Genomic DNA, 24,979 nt, shown 5'->3' on the forward strand with positions numbered 1-24,979 from the left:
CTAACTTTATTGGGTCAGATCATAAGAGACGATAGGCTTTGCCTACGTGGTACCACTCTTTTTGGTTCAGATAAAAATCAAACGAACCCACTCAATGACTTGATTACGGCTGTCAACCGTTAAGACCTACATATCAGCCCTACCACTCCTGGGCGAGTTGGGGAATTTATTGACTATCTTTCACCAATCGACAGCTCTCTAAGCAATAAAATATTCCTTAATACTCCCAATCAATGTGTTTTCGTAATTTTTTAAATTTTCTATATTTTATAATTTAATCTTATACTCGTCAACCCACATTTTAGTCGTTTTTTTACTGAAGTAATCTGCCCCTTTACCACAATAAGAAAAATAATGACGGCTCCACAGATGGGAAAACTTAGCAATTTTACATTCCAGTTAAAACGATTAAACAATCCCAGCCACCTTTTAATGTTAAAAAGAAAGCACCAGGCATTTTTTTGGGTTTTTGCTATTAGAATGAGTACAATAACTGAGTAAATTCGATAGAAGGATGGGATTACATGACGCGTAAAACGACAGAACAAACAATTTCCGTTCAACAAGCCATTCAATCACGGCGCAGTATTCGGAAATACAAGCAGCAACCTATAGACGAACAAGATCTTCAAAATATATTTGAACTTGTGCGACTATCTCCTAGTGCATGGAATCTTCAACCATGGCGTTTTCATGTGATAACAGATGATAATCTGAAGAACAAACTTGAAGAAGCTGCTTATGGACAAAAACAGGTTACCTCAGCCCCAGCAGTAATTGTAGTAACTAGTGATATGGAAGATATACTTACAAATATTGCAGACACTGTTCATCCGGGTCTTTCTGGCGAGCAAAAAGAAGAAGAAGTAGCCAATTTAACAGCATTCTTTAATGGTATGAGTGTTGAACAACGTGGACAATGGGGGTTAACACAAACGAACATAGCATTTGGTATTCTCATGGTAGCTGCCCAAGGGTATGGTTATTCAAGTAATCCGATGCTAGGATTCGACCAAGATAAGGTAAGGGAATTATTAGACCTTCCTAAACATGTGCAATTCGCAGGAATCCTTCCTATAGGAAAACCTGATAGTGAAGGCTATCCTCATCATCGATTCAACCTGGAAAAGATTGTTAAATTCTATTAGTTTAAATTAGGTTAAGGAGTCAGGAATTCTATTCCCGCTCCTTTTTATTAACCAAAGATTCTACATTAACCTGCATCGTTAGCCATATATGCAATCACTCTGTTTTAGCAATACAATTAACACAATAAATATCAAAAGAAAGAACATTGAGATGTCTCAATGCTCTTTTACATTAGGTTGAAATCGGCTCCTTCTGGATATAAAGTGATGTATTCCTCGTCTTCAGGGTTTAAATATGCTATTTTTACACCTTCAAGCAGATTGTTTTTCTTTAGTTCTTCTATGATTGTTTGTGTTGCCTTCTCAAAATCTACAACAAAGTTGACAATATTAGCTGTACCACTACCTATATCTCCGCCATCACAAGAACCGTTGCCTGTCCAACCTAAACATTCATTCATTAAATCCTCAATGTGATGTCGTTTTTCAAGAGTTGCTTCCAGCTGGTCTTCTTCATAGCTGTATTGAACAACAAGCTCGAAAAGTTCTTCTTCATCTAGATAATCGTATCCCTCATTAGATTTTTCTTCTGCTAATTCATCCATCAACTTTTCTGCCTTTTGAAATAGTGATAATTTCTTTTCCTTAGTCTCACCAGTATCCCCAACAGTACCGTAATGAATTACAAGCGTTTTACCATCTTGCCAAACTTCCCAATACAAAACCTCATCATTAACCTGATTAATCATCTTAATCAAGATTAGCACCCCATATCGACATAATATTAGCACTCTAATCAGCAAGGACAATAGCTATTGTCCACCTTTATTGTTTATGCTAATTTTCTGTTACTTTTATTCAAATTTCAACTTAAACCTTTATTTAGCAATAAAAAAGACAAACCAATACTTTGCTAATTGGTCTGTCTTTTTATGGTTTATTTTATTGTTTTCTCTCCCAAAGGAGAACCCGTTAGGTCATTCTAACCCTGTTTATGAATTTAGCCTTTTTCCTTCATCTCTGAGATTTGTCCCGCTAGGCCCTACCCATTTGAGACAGTCTCACCGAATCAATGTTCTCTCTGTTCCTAAAGATTAAGGACCCTCCATCTGGAGAGTCCTTTTAAAAGCCCAAAATTTATTGATTAATAACCGCCGCAAAAGCCAGCGCAGCCAATGATCACCAATAATACGAATATTACAAGGATAAAAGCAAATTGGCCGCCGTATCCACCGCCAGCGCACTCGCCCATATAGTCTCCTCCTTTGTGTGTTATTGGAAAAGCTACTTTACACTTTTCATACTATGTACAACCCACTAAATGGGACAGGGTAAAGAGTTTGTCCTAATGAAAAATGTGCCTTTTCATCAATTAAATAAATGCTTTAAAAAAGGCAGTCACTTTAACAGCTTGTACATATTATAAATTAAGCCGTAACCAAACAGCATATTCGCCATTTTCCTCCTAAATGGCATAGCAGTAAGCCTGATAATTAATTCCACTTAATTATTGGGCTTATTTTCAATTAGCGTTTTCATTTGGTCTTCTCGTTTTCAATCCTTGCTAAAGGGCTACCGAAATAAAAAAAAACCAGCCGCAGCTGGTTTCGCCTTCTGTCCCGGAAACATGAAGGAGGAAAACACCATTATGTTCCGAAAGTACTCCTAGTTTATCAATTTTATGGTTGTATAGGTGCATGGATTAATGAGAAACCCATTTTAAATAAACAGCGACCACTCCGAAAAGCGGTCGCCTCACAGGTGTTCCCATGTTGTCGTCATACCAACCATATATTGATATTCATTTATGACTACGGAAATCTCCCGTTTTAATTTTTCATCATTACACTTTGTATAACCATCTATTAGCCGGCCAAGTTCCTTAATAAAAACAGGGTATAATTATTCCATTATTTTAACCAACTTTCCGCTATAATTGATACTTATTGTTTCTGTAGAATCGGGGCAAACCCTGCATCTACCGTCCTACAAAAAGGAACATAAAACCTCATCAAACGATATATTCGACAAATGAAGGGATCCGCAACAGCCCAGCCTTTGTGTAGTTTCGGAATTTCACCCTACATTTAATCTTCGGTTCAATGAAGGTGAATTTTTTATCTTCCTCTACAATCAGGTCCCGGTACTGACAATAAAACTGTTTTCTGGCTTCTGATCCCATAAACTCCATTACGCCAGCTGGCTTCAAACTGCCGTTTTCCTCAATCGCTAAAAGCAATCCGAATTCATCTTTCCGTAACCCTGTGATAACTGTATCAGCATATTGATAATTAATGATCTTGAGCCAATCGTGCGAACGCTTCTTGATTTGATACTTGGAATTAGCGCGTTTCAGTACAATCCCCTCCAGGTTGTGCTCCTTCACTAAATCACAATATGCCTTACCATTCCCACTCATCCATTGAACTTTTGCGACATGCTCATCATTATCGATTAAGGATTCAAGCAGTTCTTTTCGCTCCACCAAAGGAAGATGAGTGACCTTCCTTCCTTCATGGTATATCACATCAAACACACAGAACTGAATGGCATGACTTGACCTTTTTGACATGAACCTCTCCATGACAGCTTCAAAGTCAGGCTTTCCTTCTACATCAGAAACAATTATCTCCCCGTCCAGGACAGTGCCATCTGGGATATCAATACTTTGCAACTCTGGAAACTTCGCAGTTACTTCATTGTTATGTCGTGTATATAGTTTTATTTGATTATTAAACTTGGAAAGTATTAAACGGATTCCATCGAGTTTAAGCTCCGTAACAAAATCATTATCATCGAAAGGATGCTCCGATTTTTGTAATAGCATTGGTGAAACAAACACCTAAAACCACCTCTGTATAATCGTAGCACAAAAGTCCTATTTTTCATTGGTTTAAGGCATATGTAAGTTATTCCTGCCACCTTCAAGAATCGAAACACCTTATAAAAAGCCTTTATTCCTAAACTCAACACAATACTCACCTTTTGTAAATAAAAAAAAGCACCCGCCGAAGCGAATGCTTTCCTAATTTTAAATATGTTCAAACGGAGGTAATTCTGATTCCAGTTCATCAATGTTTTTTTTGATAGTCTCGTTGCAGTTGTTCATGATGCGTCAGAACGAGAAGCAAACCTTCCATGATTGCATTGAATTCGACTTCTTCTAATAACTTTCGGTAGTTTAGGTTTTTCACTTCATTATTGAAAAGATTAATGAATACCGGAAGTTTATCTTCAACAGAAAAAACATAAAGAGTATTTTCTCTTGAATCATGTTTAAGTACAGGCCCTCTTGCACTCCTGTAGTCTGTATCATTGCCCGTGTTTACCGAGTAATTCCCGAGTCATAAATGCTCGTGATTCAGCTGTTGGGCAGGATAATGGATACAGAAACATTTATTAGAAGAAGTAGGTTGCAGACGCATTTTTTACGAGAAGTAACAGGAAGGAATACAACAAACCGAAACGAACTGAAGTAGGTATTGTAATTTCTTGACGGTGGGGTTACGCTGGTAGTCAGAAAGATTGACCGTTGGACATGTTCCACTTTCTTCAACTTCGCGAGATAAAAAGAAAAAATAATAGGAGAATTTATAAGCTTATTAAATCTAATATGTCACCCAAGGAATAAGGTAATTCAATCCATCTTTGCATTATCTTCCGTTTTTTGTTATGATAGAAAAGAATTATTTTTGTTCGGTGTAAAGGATAGTATAAGTATCGACTTTTCGTCTTAATAATCACTTTGGGCAAGGATAGTAATACGTTGTGCGTTAACGCACTAGGAGGAAACAAAAATGGAACAAGGTACAGTTAAATGGTTTAATGCAGAAAAAGGCTTCGGCTTTATCGAACGTGAAAATGGAGACGACGTATTCGTACACTTCTCTGCTATCCAAAGTGAAGGTTTCAAATCTTTAGACGAAGGTCAAAAAGTAACGTTTGACGTTGAGCAAGGTCCACGTGGAGCTCAAGCTGCTAACGTTCAAAAAGCTTAATCTTAAATCGATTATAAAAACAGGCTCTTTATATAGAGCCTGTTTTTTTGTTCTCTGTATAATACTCAATAAAAAACCCTACTCAACGATCGAGTAGGGATATGGTACAGGTAAAGAAAAAAGATGTAAAGCTTCAAAGGTTTGTTTACAGTATAACATACTAGTTGACAATATGCGGAATGTATATATTTTTTCTTTTCGAATACGACTACATTTTATTCTTTCTTATTTCAATAAACTGCCCCGTTAGCTCATTAAGGAATTCAACAATAAGTGCCTTAATCCTCCTTGTACCAATGCAATAGCTCAATGATCAACTTCTCCCTATGAGAATATTCGAATCTTTAACTTAATACTAAATCAGATAAGACTTTAATTGTTTTTGGCTTTAACTCAATACCAAGCTGACCAGAATTAGACACTTAAACTGAAAAAGATATAGATCCCATACTGCTCCGTAATTCTCGAATGATTGTTTTTGAAGGTTTCAGAGTGGTAAGTAGCTGCTCAAGACGTAGACAACAATACAGCGGTTATTCCATCCTGGATCAATACTCGTTAGTTCAACAACCTTATGAAAACGGTTACCGAAAACTTGATGTTACAACCAAAAAGTGGTATACTAAATAATGTTAATAAATAAATATTACTTTGGGTCTTTTGGACTTTATTTAGTCACTCCCTCCGTAATCGGAAAGGAGACTGTACAGATGATACCCAAAGAAAAATTAGAAAAGATATTAGAAGAACTCCTTTATTACAAAGATGTAGAAATTACGCATACATTTTCGCAAAATGAAAAAACAATTCTCTCAATTATTTGTATAACCCAGGATATTCTGCAAGCCTTCCAGGTTACGTATATCGAAAGCACAACAATTAAAATTTACACTGATGTAAAATCGGCTGTCAATGCCATATATGAAGCATTAAATAGTAATCTAGAACCTTCCACTAATTGATTTAGTGGTTTTTTTATGCAATAAAGTCCTGAACTCTGTCGCCACTTTTATCAACTACGAAAATGAAGAAAAATATAGGTGCATTCTTATTCCACTAACCTGCTCCGTTAGTTTGACAAGAGTTTTATTGATACTACTATTTTAATTGAACAGAAATGTAATTAGTTCTAGAGCAGTTGAACAATGCAACTTCATTATTGGATAACCACTTTAATTCCCCTAAATGTCGTCCAAATACTAATTCATCTGGCAGCTCAGATGCTACTTTTTTTTGGGCTATCTGTTGTCCGTTCTTATCTTTGACTATTAGATATATATCACAAGAATATAAACCATGTTTCATAAACGCTTCTGCTTTATAGTTTCAATTTGGGTTTCTCTTTGGTTTTTTTCCAAACATAATTAGTGTGGTATCCAGCTTCTATCACACCGTTATAAGCATCATCGAATGGAGTTCTGTCCCAATTATTCAGTTCAACCACTCTATCAATACCCTGCTTCAACTTATCTAGTATTCCTTCTTTTTTCTTTTTGTCATCTAGTTTGAAAAATTCACTTACATTATAAAGAATTTCTATATCACAAAAGCCACCTTCAACGATTAAATTCGGATTGGGGGCTTCCTTCACACAGAAAACATTGATCTGTTTAATATCCGTTGTATTAAACTTTAAGAAACAGCTTTCGTAGAGGGATGTTATACATCTAGATTGTGGGATGCAACTTCAAAAGGCCAGCCACTGAAGTCGTCACCCGCCGAAAAAAGGATGGTGTTTTCGTGCCCGGCTTTAAGCTTTTTAATGTGAGCGGCCATATATGCCGCACCGCCCACAGTAAGCGGACCATCCGTCGTCATAATTTGGCCATTTGATTTGTCATTCAATGCCTGAAGGTACCCGTGGAAGTCTGTCAAACTTAGTAATTGGAGATTGATAAGCTCGGTGTTGCCTTTACCGTGTCGGGATGTAGCTTGTCCATCTTTTTCGGATGCCAAAGTTTGAGAACTACTCATAAAGATACCACCGCTAAGTACAGCGGCAGTTGAGGCTGCACAGAGAATTTTGAGTGCTTTTTTCAATTTCAACTCCTCCTAAAATGTTGTTATATCAAACATTGTAGAGAATAAAAGTTGAATTTTGGTTAAAAGGATGTAAACTTCTTTTTAAGTTATAACCTGTTCTTGTATTTCTTCGTGAATTAGCGGAAAAAGGCAATACTTATAAAAAAGTTACAGTTAAAACATACCTTTATATTTCCATCTGCAATGACGGAAGCTATATTACTATCCAAAATTGCTTCTCCAATCAGAAAGACAAACACCCAAAATATACTTATAGCGATACTGACAATAGGAGCCAGAAGACCGATCATGGAAGCAACAAAGAAAAAAAAGTAAAGACAGCCCAAATGGTGTCAACGATTGATAATGAACACCGATCACGACAGAGCATTAAAATGTTTCTATTACAAGAAAAGGATAAACCATGTTCCTCCAATCTATTCCGTATCCCGGTTGGGTGTACTGACCTGCAGCATAAAAAATTTAGAAAAAAAAAAAAACAACCAACCTTTTGGTAGCCGCTCTCCAAAAAGTGGTTGTATGAACATCGTGTTCGATTAGTAAACTTAATTATTACCGAAATTTCCGGCAAATCGTTTCACAACTGCTTGTATTTCCTCCATTTTTTCCGGTTTTATCAGGCTAATCATCTTAGGGATAAACTGTTGAATATCCTCTTGTGAAAAAGTGCCTTCGTCTTGCTTCCTGAAGTTTTCCAAAAGGATTTCTTTTGCTTCATCCTCCTTGCCCTCTTGAACCCTTTGTAAAATAAATTGTAAAAACATTTCTTGGCCTTGCTTGTCCATTTTCTTTTGCCTCCTGCAGAATTCAAAATATACCAACTTTCAGTATCATTCATTATTATAAGACCCAAAGGTGTTATGTCAAATTTACTGTAACATCATTTTTCGTATCTAATTTGCTAATTTGCAAATTATAACTTACGGGGGCTGACTTCAATTAGGCACAAACGGACTACAATCAAATTGACTATCTACCGTTTAGCCGATTGGCCCTTCGTTATGCATACGAGAACGCAATGACGTATATGTGTGTATTCCTCTCCCGAGATTGCTGCCTTAATGGTAAGATATTGACCAGCTTTATACGAAGCTATCGTTTCTCCATCTTTCGGTTTCAAGTAAAATGAAGTGACTTCTTCACTTTCTTTTACTTCGTATCTACATAAAAAGTCCTGTAGCCTTCCCAACCACCTGGTTGATGTTCTGTTTCTTCATATAGTTTTTTCTCAAGGCTAATAAAAGCCTCAGATATATACCCATATGCTTGGCACTTTTGTCGGTGTCATTCCCCTTGTCAAATCAGTGACATTTGCCCGGGAGACATTGATATCTACAAGCTTACGGGCAATTTCCACACTATCCATCGCCACCACTTCTTCTGTCACACTCGCCTCAATCGTATAATCAGCAATAAATTGGTCCAGCATATCGAGTTCATCCCGCTGCTTTCCATCCAGCTCGATAACCCTGCCGTTCATCACTTTCACCGAAGGCTTTGGATCATTTGGGCTGGACATCGCAACGAATCCCATCTCAGGCCACTCCGTTACAAAACCATCATTATTCACAGGTCTTTGTTCCAAAATCTCAAATCGTTTTGAACGTTGCATGGAATAGATCCCTGTTTTCAATACGTGATTAAGAACAATGTCAAACTCACCAACTGTTGTTTATTATAATTTTCTGACAACCAATACTCCCTGGAGATTTTTTACCTTCATTAGCACTTTCTATACATTTCATTAGTGGACTCCTGTTTTAAGCCCTGCCTACCTGTTAATACTCTCAATATTTCAAATTCACCCAAAAGATCTTGCTAGTGCACAAACCTCACTGGATGTTTTCTCATCAAAACGTTTAATGGAACAACTTAATTGATTTACCAATAAAAAACCTTGAATGCAAAATACATTCAAGGTTAAACCACAACTTATAGGCGAGCTAGCAGGTGACCTATCAGTTAATGTTCTGCCAATCTTCATCCTCTTCCCAGTTTTCATTTTTTCGTTCAAATATTTCAAAAGACCTCTAAAAATTAGTGAATCATAGGTTCTGCTATTAGTGAACTTTCTGCTGATTTTGATTCATTTAGTTACTACAATCTTTAGGGTATAAATACATTTTAGCTAGAAGAGAACGCCCTGATTCCGTTTTACATTATAGTTCCGGGTCACGATTGCAATCTTTAGAATAGACATATGCTAAAGGTTCTCTCCCAACGGCATAGGCAGCTTGGTGCACGTAAGGCCCCATGAAAATATAGTCGCCTTTTTTGACGGGAATCCATTCGTTGTCAAGATTGTACATGCCTTCTCCTGATAGTAAGTAAGCGCCATGCTCCTGCACATGCGTTTCGATAAAAGGGTGGCTTGCCGCCGGATCGAAGGATAAAATATGAAAATTCATATCAAAATCTAAATCCGCTGGTAATAGGTCTTTAATATGAACATTATGCATATCATCATAATTCCTAAATTCGATGTGGTTCGCATGTCCGGAAACCACCCATGGCTTTCGACCTTCGAGAGGCCTGTATTTTTGCTTGTAAAGAAAGAGTCTTGAATCTTCTTCAGCAACATTTTCTATATACATTTTTGTCCCAGGCGGACAATATAGATAGCCGCTCTCTTCTAGAATGTAATCTTCACCAGCTGCTGTTGCTTTTACTTTACCGCCAAGAACATAAACAAAGCTCTCTACATTCTCCTGGCCGCAAAAGCCTTCACTATTTTTTCCGCCTTTATGCATGGTTACGATATAATCAACAAAGCTCGCCCCAAGCTTAGGAGAACCTAAAACCGAAATGGTGCAATTTTCGAATCCTGGTATGACGTTGTTCACTAAACCCTCGGGCGCAATAAGAGCGTATAACCCGTGTTTAATGATTGACCTGCTTGATAGTAAATCCTTTGGGTAACCCATGAAAAAACATCTCCTTAATCCATTTCATCATTCTTGGTCATTCTTTATATGCAAGCTCATATAGGGTACAAATCAGTGCCTTTACACCCACAGCTAAATCTGCCGGCTCTGTATATTCCGCCGGATTATGGCTTATGCCTTTATGGCTGGGAACAAACAGCATAGCGGTTGGCACAACGGTTGCAAAAATCTGTGAATCGTGTCCGGCACCGCTATGCATCATTTTATAATTCAAATCATTCTCTATACATATATGTTCAATGATTTGCACGATACCGGGGTCCATTGGTACTGGATCGACATCCATCCACATCTCGATCTCCGCTTCCACTTCATGCTCTCTTGCAAGCGCATTGATGGCATCCTTCATCTGATTTGTAAATTGGCGAATTTCCTGTTTATTAACATGACGGACATCGATGGTAAAGCTTGTTTTCCCTGGTACCACATTCACAATGTTCGGCCCTACCTCAAAATGTCCAACTGTGGCCACCAGTGGATCGCCAAACTCCTTGGCAATAGCCATAATCTCACAAATTATCCTGCTAGCGGCATGGACAGTATCTCTTCTAAGCCCCATCGGTGTGGTCCCAGCGTGATTGGACTCACCAACTAAGTTCACTGTAAAGCGCCTTTGGCCGACTATACTTTGTACAACACCAACAGATTTGTTTTCCTTTTCCAGCACAATCCCTTGTTCAACATGCACTTCAACAAAGGCTTTTACATCCTTCCGCTTGCCTTTTGCTTCTTCTTTAAAGTGAAAGCCTGATTCCTTCATGGCTTCCACAAAAGGTACCCCATTAAAATCTGCAAGGGACTCTACATCTTGTTGTTTTGCAATGCCCACAATGTTTTTTGAACCCCAGAATGCATAAGGAAAGCGGCTTCCCTCTTCTTCGGCTATCGATACTACTTCAAGATTGCGAAGCGGCTGGCCATACTTCTCTTTTAAAAAGTTGACGGCAATAATCCCCGCAACAATTCCATATTGGCCGTCATATAACCCGCCGTTTTTGACGGTATCGATATGAGAACCAGTTAATATCGTTTCATTTGTCTTTGTTCCTGCTACTGTTCCAAATAAATTTCCTACTTCATCAAAGCGCGCTTCAAAACCTTCTTGTTCTAACCAAGCTTTAATAGAAGCCTGTGCTTCTGTCCACGGTTTGGAGTAGAGTAATCGAGTAATCCCTCCACCAGGGTCTTTTCCATACTCTCCTAGATTATGTAACTGTCTAACTATTTCATCTTTCAAACCTTCCATGTCTACAGTTCCCTTCCTAATATGAGAAGACTTGCTTTTTGAAATATTTTGCTAATTCACTACTAGTTTACACGTTTTTCGAAACTGATTCATTATCAGCAATAAACAAAACGAACATCTCTTTTTATGCAAAATTGATAAAGTTCACCAGTTTCGGTTTATGTCCGAACTTGTTATCGTGTTCTTCCCATTTCTTTCTTTATTTCACCATTGTGAAAAACGACTTCCCCGTTCACAAGTGTTGTCATTACCTTTCCTTTAAAGGTTTTACCGATATACGGGGACTGCTGGTGACGATAAAAAAGGTCCTCTTTTTGTAAATCAAAGCTTTCGTTTAGATTAACAATAGCAAGGTCTGCATCGCTACCTGCTTTAATGGTTCCCTTATTTGGGAACATGCCGAAAAGCTTGGCTGGATTGGCTGCCGTTAATTGAGCAATCTTTTCCAATGGCAACCCGCGTTTAAAATGCCCCTCTGTTAATAAAATGTTTAAGGTTGATTGGGCACCGGAAATGCCTCCCCAGGCGTTAAAATAGTCGCCGTTCTTTATTTCCTTCATATGGGGTGGAGCCGGGGAATGGTCGGATGCAATGACATCTATTTCGCCGTTCGCAACCGCTTTCCAAAGATCCTCTACTTCACTATCATCCCGGAGTGGAGGGCAGCATTTTGCAATCCCGCCTTTCTCTTCAAGGTCTTTGACTGTTAAAGAAAGATAGTGAGGACATGTTTCAACGGTCACATCCACTCCTCTTTGCTTTGCCTCATTTATAACCTCCACTACTTTCCGGCTGCTGGCGTGAACGATATGCAGCTTGCAGCCAGTCGCTTCTGCATAAGTTATAATTCTTCTTACCGCTTCTATTTCTGAAATAATTGGACGTGATGCCGTAAAATCCCTTGCGGAGGTTTTCCCTTCAGCTATTTTTTCCTGTGCAAGCTGTTCGCATATAACCGTGCTTTCCGCATGAACGGCTAATAAAGAACCTAATTTAGCAATTTCCTTCATACCTTTATAAATGGTAACATCATCAACATGATTAAAATCCGCTATTCCGCTTGGGGACATAAATGCCTTAAAACCAAGTACTCCATCCTCGAAAAGATCTCGTAGATCATTCAGGTTTTCTGGAACCAGACCGCCCCAGAATCGGGCATTCACAATTGACTTCCTATCAGCTGCTGCTTTTTTCAAAGCTAAATTCTTCCTATTTATAGTAGGCGGAGTACTGTTTAATGGCATATCAATAAAGGAAGTGATTCCTCCTGCCGCCAAGCCCCTGCTTCCCGTTTCAAGACCTTCCCATTCGGTTCTACCCGGTTCATTAAAATGAACATGTGAATCGATTAAACCCGGGAATACATGGAGGCCCTTGGCATCGATCTCGCTTTCCGCTTCAGCATTAAGCGGCTTCCCCACCATAATATCTGTAATTTTTCCATGCTTGATGGCTATATCTCCTTGGACGATTGAATGTTCCGTTACAATATGGCCATTTCTAATCAGTACATCATATTTTGACACAGCTCTCCCCCCCGACGTTAAGGAATTGTGATAAAAGCTGTTCCATCACGAGTGCACCAGGGCTGATACACTTTTGGATATGTGTTCCAACCCTGGTTCCCAATGGGACAGCCTGATTATTTCTTTTGTTTTTTTACACAATAATCACAATTTTTCGAAAATTGTTCCCGTTTTAAATTTCGAATTTTTAAATGCATACTTCATAAGAAGATAATATGAGATTCCTCCTAGGACCAAACCGATAATCCAAGCCAGCTGTACCACGATAAAGGCTGTACCCGCCCCAATCAGCATGGCAATGACAGCAGCTGGATTAACACCGGAAAATGGACCGTCTTTTACATACAAATCGTGAACATTTACTTTTTGCTTTCTTAAAATGTAATATTCTACCAATAAAATCGCAACAATCGGGCCTAAAAAGGCGGAGTAGATCAGAATGAAAATTCCGAGACCCTCTGCTGAGGAATCCTGGACAAGCACCCAAGGAAAAGAACAAAGAGCCAGCAGGCCTGTGACCACTACGGCAGGCTTATATTTTAATTTGGTAAGCAATGTAATGACATAGGCTGGTGCAATGATGTTAGCTACCATGTTTACACCAATGACTCCAAGAACAATAAATGCGGATACAAAGACCGTAATATAGGAGTTATCGACAATGATTGCGAATGCTTTTACCGGATTGGAATTACCAGTGGCAGAAGCCAGCATCGCTCCTACGGTCAACGTCAGGCCATAGGCAATTAAGATCGGGAGGAAGTATAACATACTTCTTTTGGAATCACTTATACCGGATTTTAATTCCCTTGAATAGTCCGCTGCACTTAGGAAAATGGCTGCGTAATTCCCCATAAACATCATGATGAAGGCGAAGAACGGCAATCCCCAGCTCCCTTTTGCTTGAACCCAGTTTTCTGTAACGGCTGCACTATGATTGGTTATTAGAATATATAATACATAAACAAGTGCTAAACCAATTACAACGGATACGAGTGTTTCGATCCATTTTATGGCATGGAAGCCATACATGGATAGCCAGATTTGCAATACCTGAAGAACCATAAAGCAAACGAAAATATTATTAAAGCTGCCTCCCGTGGCAATCTTCGCTATTTCATTCAGGGCAGTACCGCCTATCCAGCTTTGGAAACCGTACCAAACGATGGCTGGAATACCACGCAAGAGGGATGAAATGACCGCCCCCTTCTCTCCAAACGACATTCTGAGCTGTACAACATAAGGGATACCAGTCCTGTAACCGGCTCTGTCATTTAATGCAAAAACAACGGAAATGATAGCAATAGCAATAATCGCTGCAACAAAGGTTTGAACGAGGTTTAATGTTGCAGCTCCAGCTACAATCAAGCTCGCTCCAAGCGTCATATTCCCTAAGTTTACCCCATCGCCAATCCACATGAATGTATAGGCTAGCTTCCCAACTGTTCTTTCCTTTTCCGTAGTCGGTTTCAGTGAAGGATCAATACTTGAATCTGGCTGGACCGGACTCTCTACCGCCATTGATTCTAAACTTCCTGACATATTTCTTCATCTCCCTTTTCGTATTATGCATTGAACTTAAAGAAGAGCCTGAAGTCGTTTGTATGTAATCAAGAGTTGTAGTAGCTATGTTCATTAGCTCTCTTTTTACCTTAAGTCAGTAAAAATTCAAGATGTCATCGCTTGTGTTTTTTTATGATTGACAACAAGCTTCCCTATTGGTTCTCCAACAATTCCTTCATTCACATCAAATACAAGATTTCCCCGGACAAATGTTTTCGTTACCCGGCAGTTTATTTTTCTGCCAATATAAGGGCTGTGTGGATGGCGGTAGTACAGGCCTTCTTTTTCAACCACATAAGATTGGTTCGGATCGATTAAAATGATATCGGCATCCTTGCCAACAGCAATTTCACCTTTGTTTTTAAAATTGAACCGTCGCGCTGGATTTTTGGCAATCATTCGGACAAAATCCGTCACCGGCATATTTCGCTTTAAAACCGCTTCGTCAAACATAAGGTCCACATTGTTTTGACACCCTGTGATGCCGCCCCAAACTTCGAAGATATTATTTGATTCACTATGTTTCATATCAGGCGGACACGGAGAATGGTCGGAAGTTATCATATCGATTTTCCCTTCCTTCAGGGATTGCCACAATTTCCTCTGTTCTTCGTCATCACGCAATGGGGGTGCGCATTTTGCCACTGGCCCCAATTTCTCAAACTGCTCGAGGGAAATCGTTAAAAAATGGGGGCAAGTTTCAACTGTAACATCCTGGCCTTCTTTTCTTGCCCTCGTGATTTCCTCCACCGCTTCAGCTGTACTGATATGGACAAAATGAAGTTTACAGCCCGTTTCTTTTGCCAGATATAAGGCTCTCTTTACTGAATCCACTTCCGTAAAAACCGGCCGTGAAGCTGCATAATCGGTTGGAGTGGTTTTTCCTTGCTTTTCAAATTCCTGTCCCAGTCGGTCTGTAATCTGTGCGTTTTCTGCATGGATGGATAGGAAATGTCCAATCTCTGCTAATTTCTTCATCCCTGTATATAAGGTATAATCATCAACATTGACAAAATCACCCGGAATATTAGACCCACACGTAGACATGAAACATTTATACGCAACGACACCTTCATCCGAGAGTTCTTCCAATTTGCCAAGATTATCAGGAACTAGACCACCGTATAGTGCATAATCCACATAGTTTTTACCGCTTGCTGCAGTCTTCTTTAAATTCAAGGATTCTTTGTCCACGGTAGCTGGAAGTGCATTTAAAGGCATATCAACATAGCTTGTTGTCCCCCCTGCAGCGAGCGCCTTTGTACCTGTGATAAAGCCTTCCCATTCCGTCCTGCCCGGCTCACAAATATGAACGTGAGTGTCAATCATGCCCGGCATAACATATTGTCCTTCCGCATTTACAACTTCAACAGCCTCTCCTTCAAGCCTTTCTCCTATGGCAGTAATCCTTCCATCTTTCACCGCTACATCAACTTGTTTGACCAGATCATTCAAAACCACTTGACCGTTTTTAAAAAGAAAGTCGTACTTCATAATTTCCCCCCTTAGGTTCATAACCGGCGACCAATAACCGTTATGTACTGCATCTCTCTGTTGTAAATCACTCATTTTCTGTTCTATAACAATATTGTAAAGATTTGTATGTAAAAGTCAGTAGCCAAAATAGACAATATTCAAAGTGATTATTTGTGGAAAATGACCTAACATATGTATCCTTTTGCGTGAAACTGGCTTATCGCCAAGTCTTGGCGTTTTTATTAACAATCAACAGAGTCAGCAAAAAAAATGAGAAACAAAGGTAATGGTTAACAGTTTTTTGAACCCATAACTTTTTGCCCCCCTTTCGAACGAGTTTTTACTTTCAGAGTATATAAAAAGAAAGGAAGAAATGACTACAACAATGTAAGATTTTCTGACATATAAAAATGACAAGTTTTCTACGTTTCTTTATTTCTGTTGAAAATTTTCTTCCATTCGGTATGGCTCCAATGTCAGAATAGGTGCAGACCATGATAGAAGGAATCCATAATCTTATATCTGATGCTTATTTCATGTCAAAAACAGCTGCAAATAAAAAAGCAACCTGAATTCACATGGTATGAATCCAAATTGCTTTTTACCTTTTTAGAATTATTTATCCCTCAGGGAGAAATAAATCCATTGGTTGAGGACCAGCTACCCCAACAAAAATGAAGCGTTCATTCCCAGTATTTTTCATGCCATGTTGTTGACCCGGGTAAGAAATAATCAAATCACCCTTCGTAATTTCCACTTCTTCACCATTTCCAGGATAAAAAGTACCAGTTCCTTGAATACAGATCCATAGGTCATCAGAAGTCGTATGCCAATGCTTATACACTTCCTGACCTGGCTCTAAGCACCATACAGCACCGGCTGTTTTTTCCGTTTCATAAAAAATCGTCTTTTTCCCTTGGTTTGGATCAAACTGTGCAACTTCATCGAGCTTGAAGAATCTCTTTTTTTCAATTGTTTGATTTACCATGTAAAATTCCCCTTTCCACTGGCAGCTATCCAAAACTATCAATAATAAGAAATACATATAACGGTATACTGCCATAAAGAACCTTTATTTTCTAAAAATATATAGCAAATATCCTACAAAATCATTGGGCAAAACATACAAAAGTGAATATGATATTTATTTAAAGTAAACATATGTTGTTGTATAATCTTATTAAATTATCGAATATTAAAAATATTTGTTATGTATCTGGGGGATGTGGACATGAAAAACGTGGAGGATTTGTTTATCCTGGAGGTCTTTCAAGATGCAAAGATTCTTGCAGGACATTCAGGTTTAAATAGATATGTAGAATCCGTTGAAATATCAGAGACGCCTGATGTACTTCACTACATGTCAGCAAACTCATTTTTGCTGACTACTGGATACGCTTTTCAAGATAACCCAAAAGAATTATGCCAACTCATCTCCGAGATCAATGGTCTCCCGTGCGCCGGAATAGGCATTAAATTAAGAAGGTTCATAGATGAACTGCCACAAGAGGTTGTGGACCTTGCGAATAGGTTACACTTCCCCATCATACAAATCCCTGTTTCTCTTACTTTAGGAAAGGTCGGGCACCAATTATTAGGATTTTTATGGGATAACAAAACGGAAGAACTCCATTATGCCCTGCATATCCATAAGAAATTCACTAATATGATGATGAAAGGTTATAGCTTACAAGCATTAATCGAAAACATTGGCCTCTTTTTGAAATGTCCGGTTCTTTTAATAAGCCCCTTGGGTGAGGTTACTGCTTATTCCGATCATTTCGACACGCAAAATATGAAACTCTTGAAAGAACATGTGGCAGGCGCTTTCAAAGAAAATATGGAGGTTTATCGAAATAAAAATACCATCACGATGAAATACCCGGTTGAAAGTCAACCTGACATTAAATTGAATGTCTTTCCTGTTAAGACCATGCGTCTATTTCCCTATTTATTAATCATTTTGAACCAGGATGAACTCCGTTATCCGTCTTCCAAGCTGGCTATTGAACAAGCCTCGACGGTCATTTCTTTCACCTTATTAAAACATGAGGCTATTCAACAAAATAATCGAATGTTAAAGAATAATTTGTTTGGGTCATTAGTTGATGGAAAAATTACTTCCAAACAAGAAATCATCCATCGCGGTAAACAATTCAATCTTTTAGATAACAATAGGTATGTCTCTATATTGTGTAAAATCGATGATAATAGCAAAAATTTCTTTCAACAAAGTGATGAAGGACTTAACCAAATCTATGACCTTTTGTCTGATTATCTAAAAAAGAAGGTAACAAAATCAGGGATTCAAACCATTTTTTTTATGAAAGATACCTATTTTGTCATTTTGCTACAGTTCACCACCTCATATGATTCAATAAAGGATTCCATCCGGACAAGCATAGAAGAATTCCAGCAAGAAGCCTTCGATAGATTAAAGATTTCCCTCTCCTTTGGGATTGGCAACTATGTCAATGAAGTGACTTCCATTCCCATCACTTTTTCAGAAGCATTGGATTCATGGGACAATGGATTCAAACTTTATCAAAGAAAATTTATAAACTTTTACGAAACAAAACAAATACAAGAATTGATTCGCCTTATTCCAAAACAAGAGCTGCAAAATTTTTTTGAGAATACACTGAGGTCCCTAGCCTATCCAAGGACAAGGGATGAAGAAGACCTAATCAAAACGTTGGTTGTTTTTTTAGATAATAACTGTGAGATTGCCATTACCTCGAAAAAATTATTTGTGCATCGAAACACCGTAAAATATAGGATTGCAAAATGTGAAGAAATTCTAAATTATTCAGTAGAGGATCCAACAAATTCTCTCCACTTAAGAATGGCACTATTAATGAGGACTATGTTCCATACTGCAGGAGGGTAAGAACAAAATGGCGGATTACAACATTCCGCCAATGTTTACCTAAAACATCAAAGCAGTGTACTTCATCGTAAATGGCTATATAGGTTGATAAAATTGATAGGAGTTGCATAGATTAGATTCATAGTTCATGGTGATCCATGGTGCAAAAGATTCTCGAGTCCCAATTGAAGATTCAAAACAATTAGTAAACAGAGTTAAGATCCCGGGGCCATCCTGTGCAGTATATACGTTTTGATGATGAAGGCCTTCCCTTTCCAAAAAGAAAAATATGAGTGTTGCCTATAGTGCAATCGTTGATTTTCTGAACAGAAACACTGTAATTTAGGTCCAATTTTTCTTCAAAAAAACCTGATCTAAAGAACAGGTGTATGATATTGAACCAATAATATAACTATATTCATCGGTTTATCCTGCATGACTCAATGATTCATAGAAGCTCCCTTGGGGGTCAGTCCCCCGCTACGCCAACGCATTAGCGTGGCACTGACCCCTGCCGTTTTCCATTGTTTCGGCTTTGACCTTTTATATATCTGGAAATGGGGCAAAAGTATCGTGTAGGAAAAATAAATTACAAAAAAACAACCATAGTCCGGATAACCGCTCTCCAGGCATGGTTGGTTTGATAGTTTACAAATTAATAGGCACTCGGGAATTCCAACAGCAAATTATCGCATACTTAATAAAGACCGAAAAAAACAACTGCCCTCCACATCGGGAATAGGCAGTTGCCTTTTTCTCTTTCATGATCAGTAGATTTTTGCCGACTGATTCCCGTGCTTATCTAAGCCCATTTACCTTGGAATGACCGGCAGGATTAAATGGGTTGGATGCTCCTCATCGTGATATATTTTTTGCGGGGCTTACTATCCGGATATGTTCCATGTTTATCAATTCTGAATGAATTGAGACTTACGTCAAAAGCTGGGAAGTTGCTGCTTCATAGTTCGACGCGGATTTTATGGCCTTTTTTAAATAGATTACTAGTACTGCCGACATGGAAGCGATATTCATAAATTTCCCCTGGTTTAATCGGTTTTGAATCTTCATTTGGATCCCTATAGCTTGCCCTCTGAATCCCTTCCAACAGATTGATAGCCTTTCCATCTGGATGGACATCCACCAGTTTGACGGTAAAGTCCGTATCGTTTGCAAAAGAGGATGCATAGATGACAGCCTGGACTGGCCCGGTCACCTCTAAATCTTGGCTAAGTTCATTAGAAGTATAAACCAATACATCGTTCTGCCCCTCCATTATTCTCTGGTCCTTAGGGATAACTATATAATGTAGCATGGCAAAACAAAAGCTACGGCAACACTTGATATAAACGCTTTTAAATCTCAGCAACCTCCTCTTTCTTCTTATACATGCATTTAATCGAATGAAAATTTGCCAAAACAGTTCCTGTAATAATCGTTAAAGTCCCTATTCCTGTGTACCAGGAAATCGCTTCGTGATAGACTATGTGGCCCAATAGTACAGCTATGATTGGAGATATAAATAGCCAGGTGGACGGAAAGACCGGATTCGTCCTGGCTATTAGCCAATAGAAAAGACTGTGTCCTATCATGGAGCCAAATACAATTAAATACATCAGTGATCCGAGTGACATGAAGTTAAGGTTTAAGGCAAATTGACCACGTTCCATTACAAATGATAAAACGATCAGCATTCCCCCGCCCATCATCATTTGGGCGGCATTCAGCGCAATCGGATGGGCATTCTGAAACTTGTTTGCCACGTGTTTCGAATAAATCGCCCCCGATGCATAAAACACCTCACCAATGATGATCACCAAACAGCCGGCGACCCACACCGAACTCATATTAATTGAAATGCTTGGAAAAATCAGAACCAAAATTCCAATCACACCGATTAAGCATCCAATAATCGCTACCCGATTCCCTTTTTGTTTTAAAATCAAATACTGAATGACGAGGATCATCATCGGGCCTGTTGCGGACAAAACCGCTGCTACTCCAGAAGTTACATATTGCTCCGCCCAATACAGGGTCGCAAAAGTTCCAAAAGTCAGACACAGACCCGTTAAAAACATCTCTTTCTGAAACAGCAGCCCTACAGAGGTCTTCTTTCTCCAGGCCATGAACACAAAAAGCAATAATCCTGCAATAAAGAACCGCATCCCCGCTGATAAAAACGGCGGCAATCCCGAATCGACCCCAATTTTTATTGCTAAAAAGGTTGTTCCAAAAATCAAGCACATCAACAAATAATTCACAATGACCATCCTGACTCCTCCTTTTTTACAATGATAAAAGGTAGTGAGTAGAACAGTTTAATTCGAATAGACCAGTTTGCTCTTGTCTGTGATAAAATGGAGGCATAATTAGGGGGAATGAAAATGGCAAAGGTCACTACAGGAGAAGATTTTCTTTTTCAACAGGTGTACGATTATGTGCTGAACCGTATTGAGCGCAAGGAGTGGAAGGATAATGACAAGCTACCTTCCGTCAGGCAGCTGGCAGCTGAACTTGACATCAACCGGTTGACAGTATTGAAGGCATATAAGCTGCTGAAAAAGCATAACAAGATTATTGCAAAAGATAAGGTCGGCTATTATGTCCAGCCACAGGACCCTATATGTGAAATCTTCGATCATCCGATACTGGCCGCCAACGTATCAAAATGTTCATTATCTGAAATCCACCAAGCTCAGGTTGAATATAATTTTTCCCAGGCATTGATCGATCCGAATTTGCTTCCGAATAATTATTTCTCCGATTACGTAAAAAGGGTGTTTGACATGTATCCAAAGGTCCTTTCAACATACTCCTCCGTGCAGGGTGATGAGGAGCTGCGTTTCGCTCTTTCCCGTTATTTTACGGAGCAGTATAAGACCGTACTTACGGCAGAAAATCTATTAATCTTGTCCGGTTCCCAGCAAGGGATCCATCTTGTTGCCGAAACGTTCATCAGGCCAAGGGATACCGTATTGTTCGAACGGCCGAGCTACAGTGCAGCCATTGACATTTTCAAGGCAAAGGGTGCCCGGATCCAAACCATTGACATCACCCCTAAGGGATATGATCTTGATCAGGTTGAACACTATATGAAACTTTATCGGCCAAGATTGTTTTATCTGAATCCAACGTTCCATAATCCGACCGGTTATACGGTACCAGATGCACAGCGAAAACAGCTCGTTCAGCTTGCCGAACAGTATCGTTGCCTGCTGATTGAGGACGATGCCTATCATGACATTTACTTTGTCGAAAAGCCACCCGCTCCGATTTACACCTATGATACCTCTGGGTCGGTTATTTATATCAGAAGCTTTTGTAAATACATTTCGCCGGGCTTAAGGGTGGCAGCGATCATTGCCCAGCCAGGCATCATGAAATCACTCATCTCATCAAAGGCATTGGTCGATAATGGCTCTCCCCTTCTAAACCAAAAAATCTTTCTTCATTACTTTTCATCACCAAGACTCCAGCAGCATTTAGAAAAACTGCGAATTGCCCTGCAAATCCGGAAGGAAATCATGGAGGGCGCCTTGTCAGAAACAAAGTGGGAGTGGCGCAGCCCGGCTGGTGGCTTGAATCTTTGGGTAAAGCTCCCGGACAGCTTATCAACAAAGGGGCTACTGGCTAAATCAATCGAACAATCCATATCCTTCGTCCCAGGACAGATTTGTGACCCGCTAAAGGAACCTTCCGCTTGGATACGGCTGAGCTACTCATATACAAATGAAAAGCAGATACAGGAAGGGTTAAAGAAGCTGATTGTTGTTGCTGAAAAATTGTAAGGAGAACTATCGGTGAATTATAATCTGGATGAAGCGATTGAGGTTTTGGAACGCACCCCTCAAACACTGGAGAATTTTTTATCTGGTTTATCTCCCGGCTGGCTTAGCTACAATGAAGGTGAAGGAACATGGAACGCCTCCGAAGTGATTGACCACCTCATTGAGGGCGAAAAGACCAATTATATCCTGCGTTTGGAGTGGATACTTCAGGAAGGCGAAAACAAGCCCTTTCCCCTATTCACACCGGTTTGCACATTTGAACCAGTTTGAACGGATGATTGAGCAAAAACTTATCGAGTTTAAAACCATCCGGGCAGAAAACATTGCGAAGTTAAAGAGTCTGAAAGAACCGGAAGCAAATCTAGAATTCACTGGAGTCCAGCCTGAACTTGGCACCGTAAAGATAAGAGAATTAATATCCACCTGGGTAGTCCATGATTTAACCCATATTTCGCAAATCGTCAGGGTGATGGCTGAGAGATACCGGGCTGATGTTGGCCCGTGGAGTGTGTATCTTGGCGTCTTAAAAAGAAACAAATACCCCTCCAAAGTGCGATTCCCTTCAAAGGGGGATGGGGACATGCTGAACAGCATCTGGGAAAATGCCGACGGACGAATTACCAAGCAGATCAGCAATTTTCCTTGCAATATCCAACCTGCCAGAGGTGGTGATTACCAATGCCTTTTCTGCTTTCAGAGCTTCAATTTCTGATGCTATGTTATGGATTGAATCAGCACCGAATACCACTCTACAGTTGTATAAATCATAATTAAAAGGTTTCATCAATTTATCCTGCCTGTGCATATTTGAGAATTTACCGGAGAATAAAATTTTATATAGCAAAGGTTACAAGGGACTTACAAGTAGCCAACTAATAAGTGCTTAATGAAATTTTGAGAAAGTGAGTTTTCGATCGAAATTGTATATGATAAAGGTTCTTTTTTTACCATTCTGATTGTGCATACTTATTACATAAGCCTACCAGCCTGGCCAAAACTGCAAAAAACCGACCCAGCCGGTATGAATCAATGCTAATAAATACGTCAGAAGTCCACCTAAAGCCGCTCCGCTCACAATGCCGATATTAAAAGCCGCAATATTAAGAGCTGATGCGAGAACTACGGGCCTGGAACATAACACTCTGCCAACATGACCACGTGCACCTCCAAGGTTGGCAGTTCATAAAGGCCACTAGTCCCATGAAAATAACTGTAATGAGCCCTAAAGGGGCCGTAAAGGTTAAGGCAATTAATATAACTGCCACCTAAACAATCTTACATAAAAAACCAACCTAATATTGGAAAAGCACTATCCAAAGAAGGTTGGTTTTTATGCTTGGTTGCAACATGTTTCATCTTCACCTGAATTTCTCATGACATTTTGGACAGAAGGCCAGATTCAATGTATTGGATAGATGGACCGTTTCAACAATATCAATGATTGCCAGGAACAAATCTTATCCCTGTATCGCGCTACTGCCAATATACAACTACTAGCCTGCTGTTAATGTATAATTAATTGTGCCATCAGGACTAATATCAATTAATGCCCCTCTTAACATACCTTGATCATAGTCGGTACCAGCATTTATACAAACCGTTTTCCCTATGTGGGTTACACCTCGGCTTTCGTGAACATGACCGTGCAAGGCAAGCAACGGCTGATAATTTTCAATGGCTTCTCTAACTGCCTTGCTTCCAGCTGGTCCGGTCGCAAGGGAATCACCATCTAGCACCGGTTTTAAATCTGAATCATATAAAGTTCCTTGATCTAAATCTGTATCATAAGGAGGGATATGGATATTAAATACACATTTATTCATATTCTTTACTTGTGAAGCTAATCTGTTAACCTTTTCAGCTAAGTCTTCTTCGTTGAACTCACGCGGGTAGTTGAAAACACTGGATTTCCCGCCGCCAACTGAAAGGATTTCAAAGCCACCTATTTCGATTATTCTTCCATCCCCATTTTGTACATGCGTGCCTGAGCTGAGGATATCATCCAGGTAAAAATCATCTACACTTCCGGGAATCATAATACAAGGAACATTGATCCTGGCAAATCTGTCATCAGCCAGTTTAATCCATTCTTTAAGGACATCCATCTGCTTTTCCTTTATAATATACTCTGCATCACTTTCATTTAACTTATTTAACTTTTCTTCAGAGATAACTAAAGGATAAAAACCGGCATCACGCAAATTTCTTTCCAAGTCTGGCAGTTCACTGGCTTTTTTAACTCTGACTTTTGACCCATAATATTTACAAGTATATATTCCGCCCTTTTCAACAATGGGAACTACCATCTTGCCTGTAAAATCACCACCATAAATCATTAATTCCGCACCATAAAATCCGGCAGCATTCGTAAACTTTCGAAATGCTGTTTCTCCACCATGCAGGTCCCCAGCATAGAATAGTTTCAAAACTCCCCACCCCT

21 protein-coding genes, 2 pseudogenes and 1 other annotated feature are annotated in these 24,979 nt (G+C 39.2%); of the genes and pseudogenes, 6 read left to right on the forward strand and 17 right to left on the reverse strand.

Annotated elements, in window-relative coordinates:
• Positions 1 to 21: 21 nt before the first annotated feature.
• Positions 22 to 243, reverse strand: a binding site (T-box leader).
• 281 nt (positions 244 to 524) lie between these two features.
• Entirely contained in the window at positions 525 to 1,148 is a 624-nt protein-coding gene (locus tag CUU64_RS17220) for a nitroreductase family protein (protein ID WP_101634873.1), read from the forward strand.
• 167 nt (positions 1,149 to 1,315) lie between these two features.
• Here CUU64_RS17220 and CUU64_RS17225 read toward each other — a convergent pair whose 3' ends face one another.
• The 3 genes from CUU64_RS17225 to CUU64_RS17235 all read right to left on the reverse strand — a co-directional run bounded on the left by CUU64_RS17225 (position 1,316) and on the right by CUU64_RS17235 (position 3,930).
• Positions 1,316 to 1,846, reverse strand: coding sequence for a WGR domain-containing protein (locus tag CUU64_RS17225; RefSeq protein ID WP_101634874.1), 531 nt, complete (start codon positions 1,844 to 1,846; stop codon positions 1,316 to 1,318).
• A gap of 386 nt (positions 1,847 to 2,232) precedes the next feature.
• Complete coding sequence (locus CUU64_RS17230; RefSeq protein WP_101634875.1) at positions 2,233 to 2,340, reverse strand: YjcZ family sporulation protein; 108 nt, start codon at positions 2,338 to 2,340, stop codon at positions 2,233 to 2,235.
• Between the two features lie 759 nt (positions 2,341 to 3,099).
• The gene (locus tag CUU64_RS17235) at positions 3,100 to 3,930 is read right to left on the reverse strand and encodes an ATP-dependent DNA ligase (protein ID WP_101634876.1); all 831 of its coding nucleotides are present in this window, start codon (positions 3,928 to 3,930) and stop codon (positions 3,100 to 3,102) included.
• Positions 3,931 to 4,885: 955 nt separating this feature from the next.
• On the opposite strand from CUU64_RS17235, the gene cspC reads away from it, so the two are divergent.
• The gene (gene cspC / locus CUU64_RS17240; protein WP_101634077.1) at positions 4,886 to 5,086 is read left to right on the forward strand and encodes a cold shock protein CspC; all 201 of its coding nucleotides are present in this window, start codon (positions 4,886 to 4,888) and stop codon (positions 5,084 to 5,086) included.
• 710 nt (positions 5,087 to 5,796) lie between these two features.
• Positions 5,797 to 6,048, forward strand: coding sequence for a hypothetical protein (locus tag CUU64_RS17245; RefSeq protein ID WP_101634877.1), 252 nt, complete (start codon positions 5,797 to 5,799; stop codon positions 6,046 to 6,048).
• Between the two features lie 356 nt (positions 6,049 to 6,404).
• On the opposite strand, the gene CUU64_RS17255 is transcribed toward CUU64_RS17245, so the two are convergent.
• The 10 genes from CUU64_RS17255 to CUU64_RS17305 all read right to left on the reverse strand — a co-directional run bounded on the left by CUU64_RS17255 (position 6,405) and on the right by CUU64_RS17305 (position 16,873).
• Positions 6,405 to 6,677, reverse strand: a complete 273-nt coding sequence (locus tag CUU64_RS17255; protein ID WP_101634880.1) for a hypothetical protein — start codon at positions 6,675 to 6,677, stop codon at positions 6,405 to 6,407.
• A 68-nt stretch (positions 6,678 to 6,745) separates the two neighbouring features.
• Positions 6,746 to 7,060, reverse strand: a complete 315-nt coding sequence (locus tag CUU64_RS17260) for a hypothetical protein (RefSeq protein WP_142383649.1) — start codon at positions 7,058 to 7,060, stop codon at positions 6,746 to 6,748.
• A gap of 614 nt (positions 7,061 to 7,674) precedes the next feature.
• The gene (locus CUU64_RS17265; protein ID WP_101634882.1) at positions 7,675 to 7,914 is read right to left on the reverse strand and encodes a hypothetical protein; all 240 of its coding nucleotides are present in this window, start codon (positions 7,912 to 7,914) and stop codon (positions 7,675 to 7,677) included.
• A gap of 461 nt (positions 7,915 to 8,375) precedes the next feature.
• Positions 8,376 to 8,741, reverse strand: a complete 366-nt coding sequence (locus tag CUU64_RS17275) for a propanediol/glycerol family dehydratase large subunit (RefSeq protein ID WP_101634883.1) — start codon at positions 8,739 to 8,741, stop codon at positions 8,376 to 8,378.
• A 547-nt stretch (positions 8,742 to 9,288) separates the two neighbouring features.
• Positions 9,289 to 10,053, reverse strand: coding sequence for a (S)-ureidoglycine aminohydrolase (gene allE, locus CUU64_RS17280; RefSeq protein WP_101634884.1), 765 nt, complete (start codon positions 10,051 to 10,053; stop codon positions 9,289 to 9,291).
• Between the two features lie 37 nt (positions 10,054 to 10,090).
• A complete protein-coding gene (gene allC, locus CUU64_RS17285) occupies positions 10,091 to 11,320 on the reverse strand; it encodes an allantoate deiminase (RefSeq protein WP_101634885.1) in 1,230 nt (409 codons plus the stop codon).
• A 173-nt stretch (positions 11,321 to 11,493) separates the two neighbouring features.
• Positions 11,494 to 12,846, reverse strand: a complete 1,353-nt coding sequence (locus CUU64_RS17290) for an allantoinase (protein WP_101634886.1) — start codon at positions 12,844 to 12,846, stop codon at positions 11,494 to 11,496.
• 144 nt (positions 12,847 to 12,990) lie between these two features.
• Entirely contained in the window at positions 12,991 to 14,388 is a 1,398-nt protein-coding gene (locus CUU64_RS17295) for an NCS1 family transporter (RefSeq protein WP_101634887.1), read from the reverse strand.
• Between the two features lie 126 nt (positions 14,389 to 14,514).
• Entirely contained in the window at positions 14,515 to 15,903 is a 1,389-nt protein-coding gene (gene allB, locus CUU64_RS17300) for an allantoinase AllB (protein WP_101634888.1), read from the reverse strand.
• Between the two features lie 601 nt (positions 15,904 to 16,504).
• Entirely contained in the window at positions 16,505 to 16,873 is a 369-nt protein-coding gene (locus CUU64_RS17305) for a cupin domain-containing protein (RefSeq protein WP_101634889.1), read from the reverse strand.
• A 243-nt stretch (positions 16,874 to 17,116) separates the two neighbouring features.
• Here CUU64_RS17305 and CUU64_RS17310 point away from each other — a divergent pair, with 243 nt between their 5' ends.
• A complete protein-coding gene (locus CUU64_RS17310; RefSeq protein ID WP_180954654.1) occupies positions 17,117 to 18,775 on the forward strand; it encodes a PucR family transcriptional regulator in 1,659 nt (552 codons plus the stop codon).
• A gap of 937 nt (positions 18,776 to 19,712) precedes the next feature.
• Here the strand turns inward: CUU64_RS17310 and CUU64_RS17315 are convergent.
• Positions 19,713 to 20,066: a CocE/NonD family hydrolase gene (locus CUU64_RS17315; RefSeq protein ID WP_142383650.1), complete on the reverse strand. Its 354-nt coding sequence runs from the start codon at positions 20,064 to 20,066 to the stop codon at positions 19,713 to 19,715.
• A gap of 40 nt (positions 20,067 to 20,106) precedes the next feature.
• Complete coding sequence (locus CUU64_RS17320) at positions 20,107 to 21,021, reverse strand: DMT family transporter (protein WP_101634892.1); 915 nt, start codon at positions 21,019 to 21,021, stop codon at positions 20,107 to 20,109.
• A 114-nt stretch (positions 21,022 to 21,135) separates the two neighbouring features.
• On the opposite strand from CUU64_RS17320, the gene CUU64_RS17325 reads away from it, so the two are divergent.
• Together CUU64_RS17325 and CUU64_RS17330 are read left to right on the forward strand one after the other, a co-directional pair.
• A complete protein-coding gene (locus CUU64_RS17325; RefSeq protein WP_101634893.1) occupies positions 21,136 to 22,539 on the forward strand; it encodes an aminotransferase-like domain-containing protein in 1,404 nt (467 codons plus the stop codon).
• A gap of 12 nt (positions 22,540 to 22,551) precedes the next feature.
• Positions 22,552 to 23,071: pseudogene (locus CUU64_RS17330) on the forward strand (DinB family protein); the annotation flags it as partial.
• A 447-nt stretch (positions 23,072 to 23,518) separates the two neighbouring features.
• On the opposite strand, the pseudogene CUU64_RS22760 reads toward CUU64_RS17330, so the two are convergent.
• Positions 23,519 to 23,801: pseudogene (locus tag CUU64_RS22760) on the reverse strand (MFS transporter); the annotation flags it as partial.
• A 231-nt stretch (positions 23,802 to 24,032) separates the two neighbouring features.
• Positions 24,033 to 24,965, reverse strand: coding sequence for a metallophosphoesterase family protein (locus tag CUU64_RS17335; RefSeq protein ID WP_101634894.1), 933 nt, complete (start codon positions 24,963 to 24,965; stop codon positions 24,033 to 24,035).
• Positions 24,966 to 24,979 lie beyond the last annotated feature (14 nt).

Source organism: Bacillus sp. V5-8f (assembly GCF_002863565.1).
In the GTDB taxonomy this organism is placed as follows: Bacteria; Bacillota; Bacilli; order Bacillales; family DSM-1321; genus Peribacillus.